Source organism: Clostridioides sp. ES-S-0190-01 (assembly GCF_020658275.1).
GTDB lineage: Bacteria > Bacillota > Clostridia > Peptostreptococcales > Peptostreptococcaceae > Clostridioides.
In genome coordinates this window covers 266249-285280 of the sequence record NZ_JACVWA010000039.1, presented here as the reverse complement: position 1 = coordinate 285280, position 19032 = coordinate 266249, and the positions used below count along the sequence as shown (strand labels likewise).

Sequence of the window (19032 nt, the reverse complement as noted above, 5' to 3'; positions counted from 1 at the left end):
GAAAGGTAATTTTATGAAGAAAAGAATAGATTTATTGTTAGTAGAGCAAGGGCATTTTGAAAGTAGAGAAAGAGCTAAAAAAGCAATAATGGCTGGATTAGTTTTTGTTGATAATCAAAGATGTGATAAGGCAGGTACAGAAGTAAAAGAGGATTGTGCTATAGAAGTAAAAGGAAACCCAATACCATATGTTAGTAGGGGGGGATTAAAGCTTGAAAAAGCAATGAAGAACTTCGACTTAACTATTGATGGAAAAGTATGTATGGATATAGGAGCATCTACGGGTGGTTTTACAGACTGTATGCTAAAAAATGGAGCTATAAAAGTATTTTCCATAGATGTTGGTTATGGTCAGCTTGCGTGGAAATTGAGACAAGATGATAGAGTTGTGTGTATGGAAAGAACAAACATAAGGAATGTAACAATAGAAGATACAAAGCAATTTGCAGATTTTGCATCAATTGATGTATCTTTTATATCATTGAAACTAGTACTTCCAAAAGCAAAAGAATTAGTTATTAATAATGGAGAAATTGTAGCCTTGATAAAACCTCAATTTGAAGCAGGAAGAGAAAAGGTAGGTAAAAAAGGTGTAGTTAGAGAAAAATCTACACATATAGAAGTTATAAAAATGATTTCTGATTTTTCAGTGCAAAATGGATTTGAAATTTTAGGATTAGATTTTTCTCCAATTAAGGGTCCAGAAGGAAATATAGAATATCTAATTCATTTAAAGAATGGAAATGAAGGATATGAATTTGATAGTGATATGTATGACAAAAAAATAGTGGAAGTCGTTGAGGCTTCTCATAATTTAGATAAATAGAATAAAAGGGGGCTTAGACTTGATCCTCGAATTATATATGAAAAATTGTGCCTTAGTTGAAGAACTAAGGCTGGGTATTGATAAAAACTTAAATATACTTACGGGAGAAACTGGTTCAGGAAAATCTATAATAATAGATGCGCTTGGACTTTGTCTAGGTGAGAAATATGACAGGTCTTTTCTAAGAAAAGGTACAGATAAGGGACTTGTTGAAGCTATATTTTTCTCAGATAACGTGTATCTAAAAAAGATATTAGATGAAAATGATATAAGTATAGAAGATGACAATTTATTGGTTATAACTAGATTGATATATTCAGATGGGAAAAGTACTGCTAGAGTAAATGGAAGGACTGTTAAAGTATCTTTTCTAAAGGAAATTGCATCTACACTTATAGATATACATGGTCAACATCAAAATCAAGCTTTATTCAATAAGGATACACACTTAAAATTTTTAGACTTATTTGGAGAAAATGAACTAGATAAGTTTAAAGATGATTATAGAAAAATTTATTACAAATATAGCGAAGTAAAGAGAGCTTTGAACTCTTTAACAGAAAATAAAGATGATATGCAGATTCAACGAGAAATAGATTTATTAAGGTTTCAAATAAATGAAATTGAGGCTGCAAATTTAAATAAAAATGAATATGAAGATTTATTAAAACAAAGAGATGTCTATAGAAATAGTGAAAAGATATATAATAATTTAAACTTAAGTTACAGTAAATTACATAATGGTGAATATAATGTTATTGACTTGATAGGTATTGCATCTAAAGAGCTTAATGATATATCTAAATATGACAGTGTTTTAAGTGAATATAGTGAAACTATAGAAAGAATAATGTATGAACTACAAGATATATCTAGTGATATAAGAAATTACAAAGATAATATAGATTTTGAACCTTATGAATTAGAACAGATTGAACTTAGAATTGATGAGATTAATAACTTAAGAAGAAAATATGGAGATAGTATAGAAGCTATATTTGAATATTATGAAAAGACAAAAGATAGACTAGATGAGATATTAAATAGAGATGAAAGAGTTGAACAATTAAAAAATCAATTAATAAAAATAGAAGAAGAGCTAAAAGTAAAAGCTAGCAAACTGACTAAAGCAAGAAATAAAGTGGCAATTCAATTAGAGGAAGTACTTCTTGATGAATTAAAGAGTCTAAATATGAAAAATGTAATGTTCAAAGTCAATTTTGAAGAAAGTTCATTTACCTTAAATGGAATAGATGATATTGAATTTATGATATCTTTTAATTTAGGAGAAGATATCAAACCTATCTATAAAGTTGCATCAGGTGGTGAAATGTCTAGATTTATGTTGGCATTTAAGACTATATTAGCTGATATAGATGATATAGATACTTTAGTATTTGATGAAATAGATACAGGGATAAGTGGTATAGCTGCACAAATTGTTGGTGAGAAATTGAGTGATATAGCAAAGAAAAAACAAATAATATGTATAACTCATTTACCTCAAATTGCTGCAAATGCAGATACCCATTATTGTATAGAAAAAGATACTTCAAATAATAGAACATTTACAAATGTTAAGAAATTAAACCAATCTCAAAGAAAAAATGAAATTGCAAGACTTATAGCAGGTAATAATATAACAGAAAAAACTATAGAACATGCAAGCGAAATTATTGAAATGGCTAAAAAGTGTTAGTGAAAGAGCTTATTTTAAATAGATGTAGAGAATATTTAATCTAGATACTTTACATCTATTTTTTATGATGAAAATATTTTAAAATATTTAATCTGGATATAAAAAATAAATAAAAATTATAATTTAAATAAATCTTGTATAGACTTGTAACTGTAAAAATTTTAAGTTTTTGAGTATAATATTATGTATTAAAGTAGTAGTGGGGGGTATTAAATGAATAAAAAAAATACTATGTACTTAATTTTTATAATCATAGTTATTATAGCATTAGGGTATATTTTATTAACTATTAATAGTATCAAGAATAATCTTGACACTTCTAATGATAAATTAGATTATTTATCACAAGAAATTATGAATACTAAGTCAGATATTAGCAATATAATTAATGAAGAAATGTCAAAAAGTTATATAACAAAAAGTATTGATTTAAAAGTTAAAAAATTAGAAAAAGACGAATGTGTAATTGATGTAGATACACAATTGAGCAAACTTGGCAAGGATGGAAAAGTAATCTTTATGTATAAAGCAGATAGTGATAAATGGAATGAGATTGAGATGACAAAGCATGGAGAATTATCATATACTTGTGAAATAAAAATAACTACAGGTAGTGAATATGATTATAAAGTAGTTACAAGTGGTACAATATCTGAAAGTTCAGATGTTCAAAAATTGACTAAGTCTGATTATATGCCTGAACCACCTGTATTTAATTATGGAATAAGGGACAATAAGGAATACTTTATTGAAATATTGGAAAACAGCAATTTATTTAATCATGAAAGTGAAAAATCAAAAAATAAAGTTTATGATGATATAAAGTTAGAAAATGTAGATATTATTGTAAATGAAGGTAAAGGTGATACTGTATATAAAGCTAAGTCTGCTAAATTATCAAATGGTAGTAAAGATGATAATATAGATAGAGAGCAAGTAAATTATGAGGCTAATTTTCCTAAAAAGGATATTAATGATATAATTTATATTAAAGCAAAGCTTACATACAATAATGGAATAGAATATATAAAAGATATAACTGAAGATATAAGTGTTGGTTTGGAAGATTTAGAGAAATAAATATATTTAAAATAATTTAATCAATAAAATAGAGTATAAATAAAACATCTATAATTTTATTTATACTCTATTTTTTATTTATAATTTTAGCTCCATATATCTAGCCCCTTCAATTGGATTATAAGTATAAGGATTTATATCATAAAAACCAATTTTTTCGTATAAACCTTGAGCGCTTTTCATGCTTGGAAGAGTATCTAGTCTCATATATGTATATCCAATCTTTTTGGCTTCTTTTACGATTTCTTCTAATAATATTTTTCCTATTTTAAGTCCTCTAAATTTATCTCTTACATATAACCTTTTTAATTCACATACATCATTTTCAAGTTTTTTTAATGCAACACAACCTGCTAAATTTTCATCAACAAATGCTAGTATTAATGAGCCTGAAGGTTTTTTATACTTTCCTGGAAGTGTTTTTAATTCATTATTAAAGTCCTGGAAACACAAATCTATATTCAATGAATTTGAGTATTCAGTGAATAAAATCTTTACATTTTCAAGATTTTCTAAATCATTTTCTTCAACAAATTTTAAAATTACATTTTGAGTCATTTTATTTATCATTATATAAATATATTTATATAATGATTTCACCTCCTTGATAGATATATATTTTTATTAATATCAATTAGATTTTAATACCATGACCTTTTCTCCACCATAGTCAAGTTCTCCATTAAACTCAAATCCAAAGCTTTTGTAAAGTCCAATAGCCATTTTGTTGTTATCGAATATACTAAGGTATAACTCATTGCAATTATATTCATTTTTAAGATGATTTATAAGGAAATCTAAGGATGCTTTTCCATATCCTTTACCTTGATACTTTGAGTCAATCATGAATCTATCAAGCCAAACTCTGTCATCTTCTAGGCGACCGTACATAGCAAATCCTATCAGTATATTGTCATCATATATTCCAACAGGTATCCAAGCTGTTATAAACTTAGACTCAGCAATAGAAAGTGCATTGCTTTCTATATAATCTAATTGATTCTTATCTACAGACAAATTAACTAAATCATGCCAATTATTTATATCTGCAATTCTTACATTTAATTTCAAAATATTACCGCCCTTCAAACTTTTTACCACAATATAATACTACCATATTATAGGATAAAAAGCACTTAGTAAGATATACAACGAGGTTTTTAAATGAATAAATTTTTACGAAAAAGGAATTATAAATACATAATAATACAGCATAGGAGTAGATGAATATATGAACAAAATAAATAAGAATTTCAAAAATATTTGGATAATATTAGGAGCTGTATCGATTTTTATGATGGTTATAATTTTTCAAAATAAAAATTGTAATACGAATAAGGAGACCCCAATAGAAACTTTTACAATTAAGAATCATGATAAAAAATATGTATATCCACTTGGAAATATAATTGGAGTGAAAGCAAATACAGATGGTGTATTGGTTTTAGGATATGAGGAAGAGGATGTAGATTATATTGGAGGCATGCAGATTGGCGACAATATAGTAAAAATAGATAATAAAAAAATAAAAGATAGTCAGGATGTATCAAAGATTTTAAATGAAGCTAAAAAAAGTAAAGTAGAAGTGACTTTTGAAAGAAAAAATAAATATAAAACAGAGACAATAGAAACTAAAAAAGAAAATGGTAATTATAAACTTGGATTATGGGTGAGAGATAAGATATCTGGAATTGGAACTATGACTTTTTATGACCCTAATATGGAAAAATTTAAAGCAATTGGTCATGCTATAAAAGATTCGGACACTAATGAACTATTAAAGATTAAGCAAGGGTATATATATAAACCAGAAAAACTAAAAATATTAAAAGCTAGTAATGAAAAAGTAGGCAGAATAAAAGGTGATTTTAATGATAGTAATCTGATGGGAAATTTTTCGAATAACTCAAAATTAGGTATAAGTGGTAATATTACAGAAAAACAAAATAAAGAATTTAATTTAGCAAATAAAGAATTACAATTAATCGAAGTTGGAAGACCTCAAGATGTAAAAATAGGGGATGCAATAATTCTTTTTGAAGACAAAAACAAAAATATAACAAGCTATGATATAAAAATAGAAAGTATAGTATATGATAAAGGAAATTATAGAGATATGGTAATAAAAGTTGTAGATGATAAGTTATTGGAATACACAGGGGGGATTGTACAAGGGATGAGTGGGGCTCCAATAATACAAAATAATAAAATTATTGGTGCAATAACTCATGTTTTTAGAGATAATCCGAAAAAAGGATATGGTATTTTTATAGATGAAATGATAAAATTGTAGGTGAGGCATTAAAAAAATTTATTATTTTATCACTTATCTAGGAGGAATATAATTTTGAAGTGTCGAATATGCTTTAGAGTAGATAATTAGGAACAATTTGTGTAAAAAGTTTAGTTTTCTGTAATAAGAAGATGTTTTTTAATGGGGGGATTTTTAGTGGAAAAAATCAAAATAGTTTTAGCAGACGACAATAAGGATTTTTGTCAGGTATTAAAAGAGTATTTGTCTAATGAGGATGATATCGATATATTAGGCATAGCTAAAGATGGGATTGAAGCATTAGATTTAGTAAAAAAGACACAACCAGATTTATTAATATTAGACGTAATAATGCCACATCTGGATGGATTAGGTGTAATTGAAAAATTAAATACTATGGATATACCTAAAATGCCAAAAATAATAGTACTATCAGCAGTAGGTCAAGATAAGATAACTCAAAGCGCAATAAATCTAGGAGCAGATTACTACATAGTAAAGCCGTTTGATTTTGTTGTGTTTATAAACAGAATTAGAGAACTAGTTTCTAATAGAGTTACTCAAGTAGAGCCAAAGCCTAGACCAGTTCAAGAAACTCAAATGACAAGAAGTGATTTCGTTAAAAATGTAGGTAATATAGAAACAGAAATCACAAATATAATACACGAAATAGGAGTACCAGCTCATATAAAAGGGTATTTATATCTAAGAGAAGCTATAAAAATGGTCATTGATAATGTTGAACTTTTAGGTGCAGTAACAAAAGAGTTATATCCAAGTATAGCTAAAAAATTCAATACAACACCAAGTAGAGTTGAGAGAGCAATAAGACATGCCATAGAAGTTGCATGGAGTAGAGGCAAAGTTGACACAATAAATCAATTATTTGGATATACGGTACACAATACTAAAGGAAAACCAACTAATTCAGAATTTATAGCAATGATTGCTGATAAATTAAGATTAGAACATAGTATGGTTAAATAAATAGACAGAAAAAGTAAGACCTTTTAATGAAGGTATTGGCAATAAATATGCATTACAAACAGCAAAACGGTATAACCAATAGGGTTATACCGTTTTGCTGTTTTAATATATAATAAAAGCTTTATTTTTTCTTTATTATTTATTTAATATAATTTTATTATAATATGGCCATATTATGTACCTTTGTCAGTTGTAGATTAATGTTGATTTGTTTTTTAATATAAAAATATACTTTAACAAGTCGAAACATTAATTTTTAAAGTATATTACAAAAAGTATTAAATAAAAAAATCATAAAATATAGTGTTATAATGATTAAAGATGTAAGACCAACTTAAAACATTTATTTTATTCTTAAGTAATGCTATAATATAATGTGATTTTAATAATGATAGTGGAGGTTTAAAAATGAGAGTCGAGGCCCCTATAAAAGTAGATCGAAAAACTAAAAAGCTTGCTAAAAGAGTTGAAAGTGGGGAAATAGCAGTTATAAATCATATAGACATAGATGAAGTTGCTGCAAACTCTTTGGTAGAAGCCAAAATAAAACTTGTCATAAATGCGGCTCCTTCTATAAGTGGTAGATATCCTAATAAAGGTCCAGGAATATTGACTGAGAATAATATCTTGATAATTGATAATATTGGAGAAGAATTATTTGAAGAATTAAAAGAAGGACAGACTATAGAAGTTATAGATGGAAAGATATATAGAGAAGGAGAATTTTTAGGTGCAGGTGAAGTTTTAGATAAGTATGAAGTTTCATATCAAATAAAGGCTGCTTATGAAAACTTAGCCGTAGAATTAGATAGATTTATAGACAATACTATAGATTATGCTAAAAAAGAAAAAGGATTTATACTTGGTGAAGTAGAAATTCCAAAAGTACAAACTAATTATGCAAATAAGCATGTATTAATAGTTGTAAGAGGTCAGGACTATAAAGAGGATTTAAGTACAATGCTTTCATACATAGAAGAGGTAAAACCTGTTCTAGTTGGTGTTGATGGAGGCGCAGATGCTTTAATTGAGTTTGGATATACTCCAGATGTAATTGTGGGAGATATGGATAGTGTAAGCGATGAAGCTTTAAAAAAAGCTAGTGAAATAGTAGTACATGCTTATACAGATGGTAGAGCACCAGGTCTTAAGAGAGTTCAAGAACTAGGTTTGGATGCAGTTGTATTTCCTGCACCAGGAACTAGTGAAGATATAGCTATGCTTATTGCGTATGAGTATAAAGCAGAGTTAATAGTAGCAGTGGGGACACATTCAAATATGATTGATTTCCTTGAAAAAGGAAGAAAGGGAATGGCAAGTACTTTTTTAGTTAGACTAAAGATAGGTTCTAAGCTTATAGATGCTAAAGGAGTTAACTTGTTATATAGAAGTAAGCTAAAGATAAAGTACATATGGGCGTTAATAGCAACAGCATTATTTCCTGTGTTGGTAGTTGCATCATTGTCACCAGGAGTTCAACAATTTATACAGTTAATGCAATTGAAATTTAAGGTATTATTACAGATGTAAATTTTAGGAGGATAAATATGCATATTAATATGAAATATTATATAGTCACTATTGGGGCTATATTTATAGCTTTGGGTATAGGCATGTTAGTAGGATTTAATTTAAATAATAATCAACAATTAAGCGAGCAGCAAGCAAATATAATAAATGACTTGGATGATAAATTTAATATTTTAAAAGAAAAAAATGATAAACTTGATGTAGATTTAGCAAAGGTAAATAAAGATTATGAAGAAGCAATTAATTTTATAAATAAAAATGTGGACAAGGTTTTAATTGGTTCATTAAGTGGAAAAAGTATAGGAATAATATCAGCTAATGAAAATGATGATTATACAAAAAATATAGAAGATATAATAAACAAATCTAATGGTAGTGTTGCATTTAACATAGTGTTAAAAGAAAATATAACAAATCCAGAAAAATTAAAAGAAATCTCAAGTAAATTAGGTACAGAAATTAAAAATACAAATGATGCAGTTAATTATATAATTGATACCTTGAAAAAGGAAGATGCAAGTGACATTTTGACATATCTTCAAGAACTAGATGTAATAAAATTTAACTCTATTGGTGACACATATCTAAAATATGAATCTGTTGTAATAGCTGGTGGAAATGATGCAAAAGATAATACAAAACAATTTGACAAAATAGAAAAATTTGTAGTTTCAAAAATAAAATCAGAAAATAAATATTTAGTAGAAGTTCAAAATACAGGAGTTAAAACTTCTTATGTAGAATTATATTCTAAAAATAAAGTTGCAACTATAGATAATATTGATGAAGGTGTAGGAAGTGTATCTCTAGCTATGCTTTTACAACAAGGTAATATAGTTGGTAATTTTGGTAGATTAGATACTGCAACTTCATTGTTGCCATCTATAAAATAGAAATAATTTTAAGGAGAGAAAAAATGGATTCTTATATAAGTATAATAATACCAGCTTATAATGAAGAAAGTAGAATAAACTATACATTAGAAAGTATAGTTGGAATTAAAGAAATAAATGAAATAGTAGTTGTAGATGATGGTTCAACAGATAATACTGCTAAGGTTGTATCTGAATTAAAGAATGAAAAAATTAAATTTTTTAAGTTAGATAAAAACAGAGGTAAAGGATATGCTTTAAACTATGGGCTTAAAGTATCAATGAAAAGCGCAAATATTATAGGATTTTTGGATGGAGATCTAGGTAGTTCGGCTAAAGAAATTGAAAAATTAATTGTACCAATATTAAATGGTGAAGCTGATGTTACTATAGCAAAGTTTCCTCCTGCAAAGAAAAAAGGAGGTCTGGGATTTGTAAAAGGTTTAGCTAAAAATTCTGTTTTTGAGATGACAGGAGTTGAACTAGATGCAACTCTGTCAGGTCAAAGAATATTTAAAAGAGAAGTTTTAGAAAAATTTGATGAAATACCTTTTGGATATGGTGTTGAAGTTGGAATGACGATTGATATACTAAAGTATGGTTTTAAAATTAAAGAAGTATTAGTAAACATGACTCATAATGAAACTGGCAGAAATTTAAAAGGATTTATTCATAGAGGCAAGCAGTATTATCATATAAAAAAGGTTTTAGGACAAAAAAAGAAAGAATGGAGGTAGTATCTTAGTGAAAGATTATATACTTTATACCATTTTATTATTAACAGGATTATTTGGAACCTATGCTGCAATACCACTATTTAAAAATTTATTGATAAATGGAAATATACTTAGACCAAACTACAAAAAAGATATGATACCAGTAAGTATGGGAATTGTATTTTTACCTATGCTTGTGATTAATGGAATAATACTTGCATTTTTTACTACAGAATATAGAGATTTAGCATATATATTTATGTTTATGTTTGGTATGATATCCATGTTTTTTGCAGGAATACTAGACGATATTATTGGAAATAGAAATGTAAGTGGTCTAAAAGGTCACTTTAAAAGTTTATTTAAAGGAAGTCTTACAACTGGAGGCTTTAAGGCGTTGTTTGGTGGATTTGTAGGACTTATAGTTTCTGTGTCTATATCAAAAGACATAATAGATATAATAGTAAATACATTAATAATAGCTCTATCAACCAATTTAATGAATCTTTTAGATTTAAGACCAGGAAGAGCAATAAAAGCATATTTATTTATAATGGTGATTGTATTTTTAACATTGACAGGATTTGTTCAAGTTCTTCCACTGCTTATAGTTCCAAATGTACTTGCATACTTTAATTATGATTTAAAGGCAAGAGCAATGATGGGAGATACTGGTTCAAATGTTCTTGGAATGTCTATTGGAATTCTAATTTCTTTTGGATATCCATTTAATATCAGACTGGGATGGTTAATATTTGTAGTTATTATGCATATATTTACCGAAAAATACTCATTGACTAAAATAATAGAAAAAAATAAATTATTAAATTTTATAGATAAGTTGGGAAGGTAGCATTATGATAAGCAAAAGAGTGGGGATTGTTGAGTCAATTGTAAGTCAAACTGAAACGTTGGATGATATAAGAGTAAATATAAATGGAGAAATACAAAGAGCATACAATTATCCAAAACTGTCTGGAGTAGTAGATATAGGGGATGAAGTAGTTTTAAATACAACAGCAGTAGAACTAAGTCTAGGAACTGGTGGATACCATTTTGTAATAACTAATTTAAATAATTTGGAATCTAGTTTAATTGAAGGTGGTCATATAATGAAACTTAGATATACACCACTTCAAATAAAGGTAGACGCTGTTGAGGAACAAGAAAGCATTTATCATGATAAATTTGATGATTTTACAGAGTTAGAAGGCCTTCCTGTTGTAGTAGGAACTCTTCATAGTATGTTAACTCCATTTGTAGCTTCATTTAAAAGAAATAACCATAATAAGAAACTAGTATATATAATGACTGATGGAGCATCTCTTCCAATTTATTTAAGTAAAAATGTAGATACTTTAAAAGAAAAAAAATTAATAGATAGTACAATAACTATAGGAAATGCATTTGGGGGAGACTATGAGTGTATAAATATATACACTGCATTGATTACAGCAAAAGAAATATTAAAAGCCGATGTAGTATTTGTAAGTATGGGACCAGGAATTGCTGGTACAGGTACTAAATATGGATTTACAGGAATTGAACAAGGTCCAATTCTTGATGCTGTAATAAAGCTTGGAGGACAAGCAATAGCAATTCCAAGAATTAGTTTTGCTGACAAACGAGAAAGGCATCAAGGTATTTCACATCACAGTATGACTGTATTTGAAGAAATTGTAAATGTAAATATAGATATACCAATAACTATATATGATGATGAAAAATTAAAATTTATAAAAGAACAAGTTAAAACTAGTGGTTTAGATAAAAAGCATAATATAATTTATATAGATAATAATAAAACGAAAGAGGATTTAGACTATTTTAATCTAAAAGTAAAAAGTATGGGAAGAAATTATGAGCAAGATGAGGCATTTTTCAAAGCTGCAAGTACAGCAGCATATTACTTAATGGAGGTTTAAGATGGTATTAGAAGAAAAAACTATTAGTAGTGATAGAGTTTATACAGGTAAGGTAATTACTTTAAAGGTCGATACTGTTGAAATTCCAGGACAAGGATATCAAAAGAGGGAATTAGTAGAAGTTGGTGGTGCAGTAGGAATAGTTGCAATTACAGATGATAATAAAGTTGTATTAGTGAAGCAATTTAGAAAACCTATAGAAAAACCAATTTTTGAAATTCCAGCTGGTAAGCTAGAAAAAAATGAAAGTCCTAAAGAATGTGCTGAGAGGGAGCTAAAAGAAGAAACTGGTTATAGTGCAAAAAATATTAAGCTAATACATAAATTTTTCACTTCAGCAGGTTTTTCTAATGAGATAATGTTTGTATATTTGGCAACAGGTCTTACTCCAGGAGAAAATAATCTAGATGCAGATGAATTTTTAGATGTTTACGAAGTTGAACTTGAAGAAGCCTATAATATGGTATTAAAAAATGATGTTGAAGATGCAAAAACTTCTATTGGATTATTATTAGTAAAAGATATGTTTAAAAATTAATATTTATAAAAATGAATAACCCCTTGTCCTACAGCATATTATTTTATAAAGGACAAGGGGGAATAAAATTGAGAAAAACATATAGAAAAAATGATTTTAGAGAATTAAATAGACAAATAATTATTATAGGATTGTTGTTTATGATGTCTATTGTTATTGGGTCCTATATAAATAAAATATTACCAGGTTCTAATGATAATATATTAAACAATATAAATCCTGCTGTAGAGTATTATAATCTGAATATAAATGTAAAAGATACCGTTCTACAAAATTTAAAGTCAGATACAATCTTTATGGGCTCGATAGCTCTATTAAGTCTATTTGTAGTAACAATTCCAGCAGTATTAGTAATTTTTGTATTAAAGGGAATGTCAATTGGATATACAATAAATAGTTTTATATTGGCATTAAAATTTAAGAGTGCAAAAATGATTTTGATAATATTATTTAAAAATTTGATTATTATTCCATGTGCAATCATATTAACATTAATTAGTTTAAGCTATTTTAAAGAGATGGTTTATGAATTTAAAAAGAAAAATAGAAGAAATATGCAGTTTTTAATTAAGAGGTACATACTAAATATTATAATTATAATAGCACTATCATTGGGGTTGCAATTAATATTAAATACTGTAAGTATTGGTATTATTAAGTTCCTAGTTAAATAAAGGAGTTTATAATGGATATTATAGAGGGATATATAGATTACATAAAAGATAAAAAAAAATTATCAGAGAACACAGTGGCATCATACTTTATGGATATAAAAAAATATATGGAATATATAAATCAAAAAAGCATTAAACTAGTAGATATAGTAGAAAATGATATTATAAGTTATTTAATAAAGTTGGAAAAAGATAATGTATCAATAGCTACAATAGCAAGGATGATATCATCTATAAAATCTTTTCATGATTATTTATTTTTAAATCATGTATGTACAAATAATCCTGCAAAGGATATAAAAAAACCTAAGGTAAAAAAAGAAAATATAAATATACTTACAGAAGAAGAAATTGAAAGATTATTAAATTTTCCTAAGTTAACAACACCTAAATTAATTAGGGACAAGGCTATTTTTGAAGTATTATATGGTACAGGTATAAAAGTATCAGAGCTAGTAGATATGAATGTAGACGATGTTGACTTGGATATTGACTATATATATTGTAGTTCATGCTGTAAAAGCCAAAGAGTGATACCTCTTTGTGATATTACAAAACTTTATTTAGAGAAATATTTAAAAGAAGCAAGACCTAAAATAGCTGTAGAAGGTGAAAAGTCATTATTTGTAAGTTCATTAGGACAAAGATTTACACGACAAGGTCTTTGGAAAGTTATAAAAAAATATTCTAATTTAGCTAATATAGATAAAAACATAAATCCTACAATGCTTAGACATTCATTTGCTATTCATCTTTTGAATGAAGGTGCTAACATTGCTGTTGTAAGTAAAATCTTAGGAAATGTTAATTTGTCTAGTTTACAAGTATATTTAAACCACATAGATAAAAACGTGAGAAGAGAAATAAAAGAAAAACATCCTAGAAATGATATTGATATAGAGTTACAAAAAGTAGAAGCTAAATAGACTATATAGCAAATTTTATAATTTAAAAGGAGCATATTTATATGAGCAGAGTAATTTGGATTGTAATTGATAGTGTTGGAATAGGAGCATTGCCTGATGCTGAAAATTTTGGAGACAGTAAGGATGTAAGTACTCTTGGAAATATATTTAAAGAATATCCAGAAATACAAATTCCTAATATGAGAAAATTAGGTATAGGAAATATAGATGGTGTAGATTTTTTTGAAGATGAAAAAGAGCCAATAGGATGCTTTGGAAAATGTAAGGAAATGTCTCAAGGAAAAGATACTACTACTGGTCACTGGGAAATGACTGGGATAATAGTTGATAAACCTTTTAAAACATTTGAACATGGATTTTCAAAAGAAATTATAGAAGAGTTTGAGAAAAAAACTGGAAGAAAAGTAGTAGGAAATAAGCCAGCTTCAGGGACTGTGATAATTGATGAATATGGAGAACATCAAATAAAAACTGGAGATGTAATAGTATATACTTCAGCTGATAGTGTATTTCAAATAGCAGCTAATGAAGATGTGATTCCACTAGAAGAGTTGTATAGTATGTGTAAAATAGCTAGAGAAATAATGATGGGTGATAATGCAGTGGCTAGAGTAATTGCCAGACCATTTATAGGTAAAAAAACAGGTGAATTTGTTAGAACTTCAAATAGAAGAGATTATTCACTGGACCCATTTGAACCAACTGTACTTGATAATATAAAAGAATCAGGTCTTGAAGTATTAGCTGTTGGAAAAATAGAAGATATTTTTAATGGTAAAGGAATTACAGAAGCTATTCATACTAAAAGTAATATGGATGGAGTAGATGAAACTTTAAAATATATGAAACAAGATAATAAAGGCTTGATATATTCAAACCTTGTTGATTTTGATTCAAAATATGGTCATAGAAGAGACCCAGAAGGATATAAGAAAGCACTTGAAGAGTTTGATAATAGACTTCCTGAGATAATGAGCAATATGAGGGAAGATGATATTCTTATAATTAATGCAGACCATGGAAATGACCCAACATATAAAGGTACAGACCATACAAGAGAATATATTCCAGTAATGATTTATGGTAGTAAGATTAAAAAAGGATTTAATTTAGGAATAAAAGATACTTTTGCTGATATTGGAGCAACTGTTGCAGATATATTGGATGTAAAACTGCCTAAATATGGAACGAGTTTTAAAAAAGATTTATTTTAAATATTAAATAGAAGATAAATATATAAGCTAATAAAAATTATCTTAATAGAATGAATGGAGGGATTGGAATGTTTGAAAAGATAGAACAAAGTAGTAAATTTATAAATTCTAAAATTAATATAAAGCCTAAAGTTGGTTTAATATTAGGTTCTGGGCTTGGTGATTTAGCAAATGATATAGAAGATTCTGTCATAATTAAATATAGCGAAATTCCAAATTTCCCTGTTTCAACAGTAGAAGGACATGCTGGGCAACTTGTTATTGGAAAGCTTGCAGGAAAAGAAGTAATTGCTATGCAAGGAAGATTTCATTACTATGAAGGTTATTCTCAAAAAGAAGCCACTTTTCCAGTTAGAGTTATGAAAGCTCTTGGAGTCGAAATTATTGTAGTAACTAATGCTGCTGGTGGCGTAAATAAGCAATTTAAACCAGGGGATTTGATGATTATAAGAGACCATATAAATTTTAGTGGTAGTAATCCATTAGTAGGAAAAAATGATGATAGACTTGGAGATAGATTTCCAGATATGTCAGATGCATATTCATGTAAATATATAGATATAGTTAAAGAGTGTGCTAAAGAATACAATATAGATGTAAAAGAAGGTGTATATATGTTCTTTAGTGGACCCAATTATGAAACACCAGCAGAAGTAAGAATGGCTCAAATATTGGGGGCTGATGCAGTTGGAATGTCAACAGTTCCAGAAGTTATAGTAGCAGCACATTCTAATATTGATGTTATTGGTATATCTTGTATAACTAATATGGCTGCTGGTATCTTAAATCAACCATTAAGTCATGAAGAAGTTATACAAACTACTCAAAAAGTCAAATCAGAGTTTTTGAACTTAGTTAAGAGTACAGTTAAGAATTTATAGAGGATTTAAGTAAATTTATTATAAAATAGATAATGTACAATTTGAAAATAATTAATAAGGAGCTGTCTTGATATAGAAAAGTATTTCTAATAAGAGACAGTTTTTTATAATATTATAATATATAAATATGTTTATAAATTTATTTACATTATTACAGGTTAGAATGGAGATTTCAAGTATGAGAATGTATGATATTATAAAAAAAAAGAGAGATAATTTAGAACTTAGCAAAGAAGAGATAAATTACTTTATAGAAAACTATTCTAAAGGAGATATACCTGACTATCAAGCTTCTGCACTATTAATGTCTATTTATTTAAATAAGATGAATAGACAAGAAACTGTATATCTTACAGAGGCAATGATGCACTCTGGTGATATGATAGAGCTTTCAGATATCGAGGGTATAAAAGTAGATAAACACAGTACAGGTGGTGTCGGAGATAAGACTACAATAGCTCTTATTCCTTTAGTTGCTTCATGTGGAGCACCAGTTGCAAAAATGTCTGGAAGAGGTCTCGGACATACTGGAGGAACTATTGATAAATTGGAAGCTATACCAGGTTTTTCTACAGAAATGGATATAAATAAATTTATTGATTCTGTAAACAAGCATAAAATAGCAGTTTGTGGTCAAAGTGCAAAGGTAGCAATTGCAGATAAAAAAATCTATGCTCTTAGGGATGTTACAGCAACTGTAGACAATATATCATTGATAGCATCTAGTGTAATGTCTAAAAAGCTAGCTTCCGGAGCTGATGCAATCGTATTAGATGTGAAAACTGGAAATGGGGCATTTATGAAGACTTTAGAGGAGTCTTTTGAATTGGCAAAAGCTATGGTTGATATAGGTGTTGGTATGAATAAAGATACCATAGGAATTGTGACAGATATGGATGAACCTCTAGGCTTTGCTGTTGGGAACTCTTTAGAGGTTATAGAAGCAATTGAAACCTTAAAAGGAAATGGACCAAAAGACCTTGTTGAATTATGTGAAGTTTTAGGAGCATATATGCTGGTTTTAGCAAAAGTTGCATGTAACTTTAATGATGGTATTGAAAAGATACAAGAATCAATAAAATCTGGTAGAGCTATAGATAAACTTAAAGAGTTCATAGAAAATCAAGGTGGAAATAAAGATATAGTTGATGATTATTCTCTATTTAAAGAATCAAAGTATAAGTATCCAATCAAATCAGATAAATCTGGGTATATAAGTAAGATTAAGGCAGAGGATATAGGCATATCAGCTATGATTCTTGGAGCTGGTAGAGAAACTAAAGATGATATTTTAGATTTATCAGCAGGAATAATTTTAGAAAAAAAAGTTGGAGATTATGTAAAAAAGGGTGAAGTTTTAGCATATATGCACTATGATGATGAGAAAAAACTTACACTAGCAAAGGATAGATTCGTCAATTCATATTCTATTGTAGATGAAGAAATAGAAAAAAATAAATTAGTATATGGTATTGTAACTAAAGATGAAATTAAAAAATTTTAGAAAATTTTAGAAAAAGTGATTATAAAAAGCCTAACATGTTAAAAATAGTGTTAGGTTTTTTATTTTTTTGAAAAGTTTGAGAAGTATTAAATATATAATAATAAAAATATATTTTAAAGTATTTTTTTATAATATAAATAAGTTTATTCGACAAGATGATTGAAAATTACAGTGCTTAGTTTTATAATAGAAAATGGACAAATATACATAAGGAGTAGATTATATTATGAATTTTAAAAAAAATAGATTGAAAATAGTAGCATTAATAGTTGTTATTTTAATTGTTGTGGTAGGTATATTTGTGTCTATGCAAATAGGTCCTTATGACAAAAATAACAAAGAAGATGTAATTATTGACATTCCAAGTGGAGCATCAGTTGGAAAAATATCTGACATACTATATGAAAATAAATTAATAAAAAATGAATTATTGTTTAAATTGATAGTAAAAGTAAGTAATAAGGCACCATCTATAAAATCAGGAACATATTTACTTAATCAATCGTATTCAAATAATGATATAATAAGCCTTTTAGCTTCAGGAAAAATATATCATGATGGTGTAAAAGTAACTATTCCAGAAGGGTCTACATCTAAAGAAATTATATCAATATTAGTAAATAAAAACTTAGGAGATAAAACTACCTTTGAAAATCTAATAAAAAAACCTCAAGAGTTTTATGACAAGTTTACATTCTTAAAAGAAGATGGAATAACTTCTTTAGAGGGATTTTTGTATCCAGAAACATATTATTTTAATTCAAAGAAACAATCAGAGGAAGATATTTTAAATGAAATGTTAAACGTATTTGATAGTAAATATACAGACAAATTTAAAAAGAAACAAAAAGAATCAAAGATGACTCTTCAAGAAGTAATGGAGATGGCTTCAATAATTGAAAAAGAAGCTGTACTTGATAAAGATAGACCAATAATTGCAAGTGTATTTTACAATAGACTTAAAGTAGGTATGCCTCTTCAATCAGATGCAACAATACAATATATATTTGAAGAAAGAAAGAAAATTGTAACTTATAATGATTTAAAAATTGATTCACCATATAATAGTTACAAAAATAAAGGATTACCTCCTACACCAATATCAAATCCTGGTATAAAATCTATTGAGGCAGCACTTTATCCAGATAAAACAGATTACTTGTATTTTGTAGCAAAGATTGATGGAGGAAATAACTATAGTACAAACTATCAAGACCATTTAAAATATGTTAAAGAGTACAAGGAAGCGAGAGATAAACAAGGTAAAGATACAAAAACAACAAATAATGAAAATACCACAAAATAAACAATGATTATAAAAAGTCTAACAGGGTAAGAATAATGTTGGGCTTTTTTATTGAAAATTGTTATTCTTAGATTTATAATAA

General features: G+C 27.4%; 19 protein-coding genes. 17 read left to right on the top strand and 2 right to left on the bottom strand.

The annotated features are described in order from the left end of the window. Window positions 1-13 precede the first annotated feature (13 nt). From IC214_RS15245 to IC214_RS15235, 3 genes are all read left to right on the top strand, one after another. Entirely contained in the window at window positions 14-826 is an 813-nt protein-coding gene (locus IC214_RS15245) for a TlyA family RNA methyltransferase (RefSeq protein WP_227434129.1), read from the top strand. 19 nt (window positions 827-845) lie between these two features. Then, complete coding sequence (gene recN, locus IC214_RS15240) at window positions 846-2525, top strand: DNA repair protein RecN (protein ID WP_227434130.1); 1680 nt, start codon at window positions 846-848, stop codon at window positions 2523-2525. Between the two features lie 213 nt (window positions 2526-2738). Beyond that, complete coding sequence (locus IC214_RS15235; RefSeq protein WP_227866788.1) at window positions 2739-3605, top strand: hypothetical protein; 867 nt, start codon at window positions 2739-2741, stop codon at window positions 3603-3605. Between the two features lie 78 nt (window positions 3606-3683). Here IC214_RS15235 and IC214_RS15230 read toward each other — a convergent pair whose 3' ends face one another. Next, the gene (locus IC214_RS15230) at window positions 3684-4175 is read right to left on the bottom strand and encodes a GNAT family N-acetyltransferase (protein ID WP_227866787.1); all 492 of its coding nucleotides are present in this window, start codon (window positions 4173-4175) and stop codon (window positions 3684-3686) included. A 60-nt stretch (window positions 4176-4235) separates the two neighbouring features. Continuing rightward, a complete protein-coding gene (locus IC214_RS15225) occupies window positions 4236-4676 on the bottom strand; it encodes a GNAT family N-acetyltransferase (RefSeq protein ID WP_227434133.1) in 441 nt (146 codons plus the stop codon). A gap of 160 nt (window positions 4677-4836) precedes the next feature. On the opposite strand from IC214_RS15225, the gene IC214_RS15220 reads away from it, so the two are divergent. The 14 genes from IC214_RS15220 to mltG all read left to right on the top strand — a co-directional run bounded on the left by IC214_RS15220 (window position 4837) and on the right by mltG (window position 18950). Then, a complete protein-coding gene (locus tag IC214_RS15220) occupies window positions 4837-5898 on the top strand; it encodes a SpoIVB peptidase S55 domain-containing protein (protein WP_227866786.1) in 1062 nt (353 codons plus the stop codon). Window positions 5899-6039: 141 nt separating this feature from the next. Next, complete coding sequence (spo0A, locus tag IC214_RS15215; protein WP_003424711.1) at window positions 6040-6864, top strand: sporulation transcription factor Spo0A; 825 nt, start codon at window positions 6040-6042, stop codon at window positions 6862-6864. A gap of 408 nt (window positions 6865-7272) precedes the next feature. Beyond that, the gene (gene steA / locus IC214_RS15210) at window positions 7273-8394 is read left to right on the top strand and encodes a putative cytokinetic ring protein SteA (RefSeq protein WP_227434135.1); all 1122 of its coding nucleotides are present in this window, start codon (window positions 7273-7275) and stop codon (window positions 8392-8394) included. Window positions 8395-8411: 17 nt separating this feature from the next. Then, the gene (locus IC214_RS15205) at window positions 8412-9287 is read left to right on the top strand and encodes a copper transporter (protein ID WP_227434136.1); all 876 of its coding nucleotides are present in this window, start codon (window positions 8412-8414) and stop codon (window positions 9285-9287) included. A gap of 23 nt (window positions 9288-9310) precedes the next feature. Next, complete coding sequence (locus tag IC214_RS15200) at window positions 9311-10003, top strand: glycosyltransferase family 2 protein (protein WP_227434137.1); 693 nt, start codon at window positions 9311-9313, stop codon at window positions 10001-10003. 7 nt (window positions 10004-10010) lie between these two features. Then, complete coding sequence (locus IC214_RS15195; protein ID WP_227434138.1) at window positions 10011-10835, top strand: glycosyl transferase; 825 nt, start codon at window positions 10011-10013, stop codon at window positions 10833-10835. A gap of 4 nt (window positions 10836-10839) precedes the next feature. Then, window positions 10840-11907, top strand: coding sequence for a DUF3866 family protein (locus IC214_RS15190; protein ID WP_227866785.1), 1068 nt, complete (start codon window positions 10840-10842; stop codon window positions 11905-11907). Between the two features lies 1 nt (window position 11908). Beyond that, complete coding sequence (locus IC214_RS15185) at window positions 11909-12445, top strand: NUDIX hydrolase (protein ID WP_227434140.1); 537 nt, start codon at window positions 11909-11911, stop codon at window positions 12443-12445. A 68-nt stretch (window positions 12446-12513) separates the two neighbouring features. After that, complete coding sequence (locus IC214_RS15180) at window positions 12514-13119, top strand: stage II sporulation protein M (protein WP_227434141.1); 606 nt, start codon at window positions 12514-12516, stop codon at window positions 13117-13119. A gap of 11 nt (window positions 13120-13130) precedes the next feature. Then, window positions 13131-14045: a tyrosine-type recombinase/integrase gene (locus tag IC214_RS15175; RefSeq protein ID WP_227434142.1), complete on the top strand. Its 915-nt coding sequence runs from the start codon at window positions 13131-13133 to the stop codon at window positions 14043-14045. A 41-nt stretch (window positions 14046-14086) separates the two neighbouring features. Then, window positions 14087-15259 (top strand): phosphopentomutase, encoded by a 1173-nt coding sequence (locus tag IC214_RS15170; protein ID WP_227866784.1) that lies wholly within the window; start codon window positions 14087-14089, stop codon window positions 15257-15259. Between the two features lie 68 nt (window positions 15260-15327). Further along, complete coding sequence (locus tag IC214_RS15165; RefSeq protein WP_227434144.1) at window positions 15328-16140, top strand: purine-nucleoside phosphorylase; 813 nt, start codon at window positions 15328-15330, stop codon at window positions 16138-16140. 178 nt (window positions 16141-16318) lie between these two features. Next, a complete protein-coding gene (locus IC214_RS15160) occupies window positions 16319-17644 on the top strand; it encodes a pyrimidine-nucleoside phosphorylase (RefSeq protein WP_227482210.1) in 1326 nt (441 codons plus the stop codon). 226 nt (window positions 17645-17870) lie between these two features. Continuing rightward, window positions 17871-18950, top strand: a complete 1080-nt coding sequence (gene mltG, locus IC214_RS15155) for an endolytic transglycosylase MltG (protein ID WP_227482211.1) — start codon at window positions 17871-17873, stop codon at window positions 18948-18950. Window positions 18951-19032: the final 82 nt, after the last annotated feature.

What these genes read in the sequence shown, in the direction of transcription:
- IC214_RS15160 (WP_227482210.1), top strand. Translation starts at nt 16,319, where the DNA reads ATGAGAATGTATGATATTATAAAAAAAAAGAGAGATAATTTAGAACTT.
- IC214_RS15185 (WP_227434140.1), top strand. Translation starts at nt 11,909, where the DNA reads ATGGTATTAGAAGAAAAAACTATTAGTAGTGATAGAGTTTATACAGGT.
- IC214_RS15190 (WP_227866785.1), top strand. Translation starts at nt 10,840, where the DNA reads ATGATAAGCAAAAGAGTGGGGATTGTTGAGTCAATTGTAAGTCAAACT.
- IC214_RS15235 (WP_227866788.1), top strand. Translation starts at nt 2,739, where the DNA reads ATGAATAAAAAAAATACTATGTACTTAATTTTTATAATCATAGTTATT.
- steA (WP_227434135.1), top strand. Translation starts at nt 7,273, where the DNA reads ATGAGAGTCGAGGCCCCTATAAAAGTAGATCGAAAAACTAAAAAGCTT.
- IC214_RS15200 (WP_227434137.1), top strand. Translation starts at nt 9,311, where the DNA reads ATGGATTCTTATATAAGTATAATAATACCAGCTTATAATGAAGAAAGT.
- IC214_RS15230 (WP_227866787.1), bottom strand. Translation starts at nt 4,175, where the DNA reads ATGATAAATAAAATGACTCAAAATGTAATTTTAAAATTTGTTGAAGAA.
- spo0A (WP_003424711.1), top strand. Translation starts at nt 6,040, where the DNA reads ATGGGGGGATTTTTAGTGGAAAAAATCAAAATAGTTTTAGCAGACGAC.
- IC214_RS15245 (WP_227434129.1), top strand. Translation starts at nt 14, where the DNA reads ATGAAGAAAAGAATAGATTTATTGTTAGTAGAGCAAGGGCATTTTGAA.
- IC214_RS15170 (WP_227866784.1), top strand. Translation starts at nt 14,087, where the DNA reads ATGAGCAGAGTAATTTGGATTGTAATTGATAGTGTTGGAATAGGAGCA.
- IC214_RS15220 (WP_227866786.1), top strand. Translation starts at nt 4,837, where the DNA reads ATGAACAAAATAAATAAGAATTTCAAAAATATTTGGATAATATTAGGA.
- IC214_RS15175 (WP_227434142.1), top strand. Translation starts at nt 13,131, where the DNA reads ATGGATATTATAGAGGGATATATAGATTACATAAAAGATAAAAAAAAA.
- mltG (WP_227482211.1), top strand. Translation starts at nt 17,871, where the DNA reads ATGAATTTTAAAAAAAATAGATTGAAAATAGTAGCATTAATAGTTGTT.
- IC214_RS15205 (WP_227434136.1), top strand. Translation starts at nt 8,412, where the DNA reads ATGCATATTAATATGAAATATTATATAGTCACTATTGGGGCTATATTT.
- IC214_RS15165 (WP_227434144.1), top strand. Translation starts at nt 15,328, where the DNA reads ATGTTTGAAAAGATAGAACAAAGTAGTAAATTTATAAATTCTAAAATT.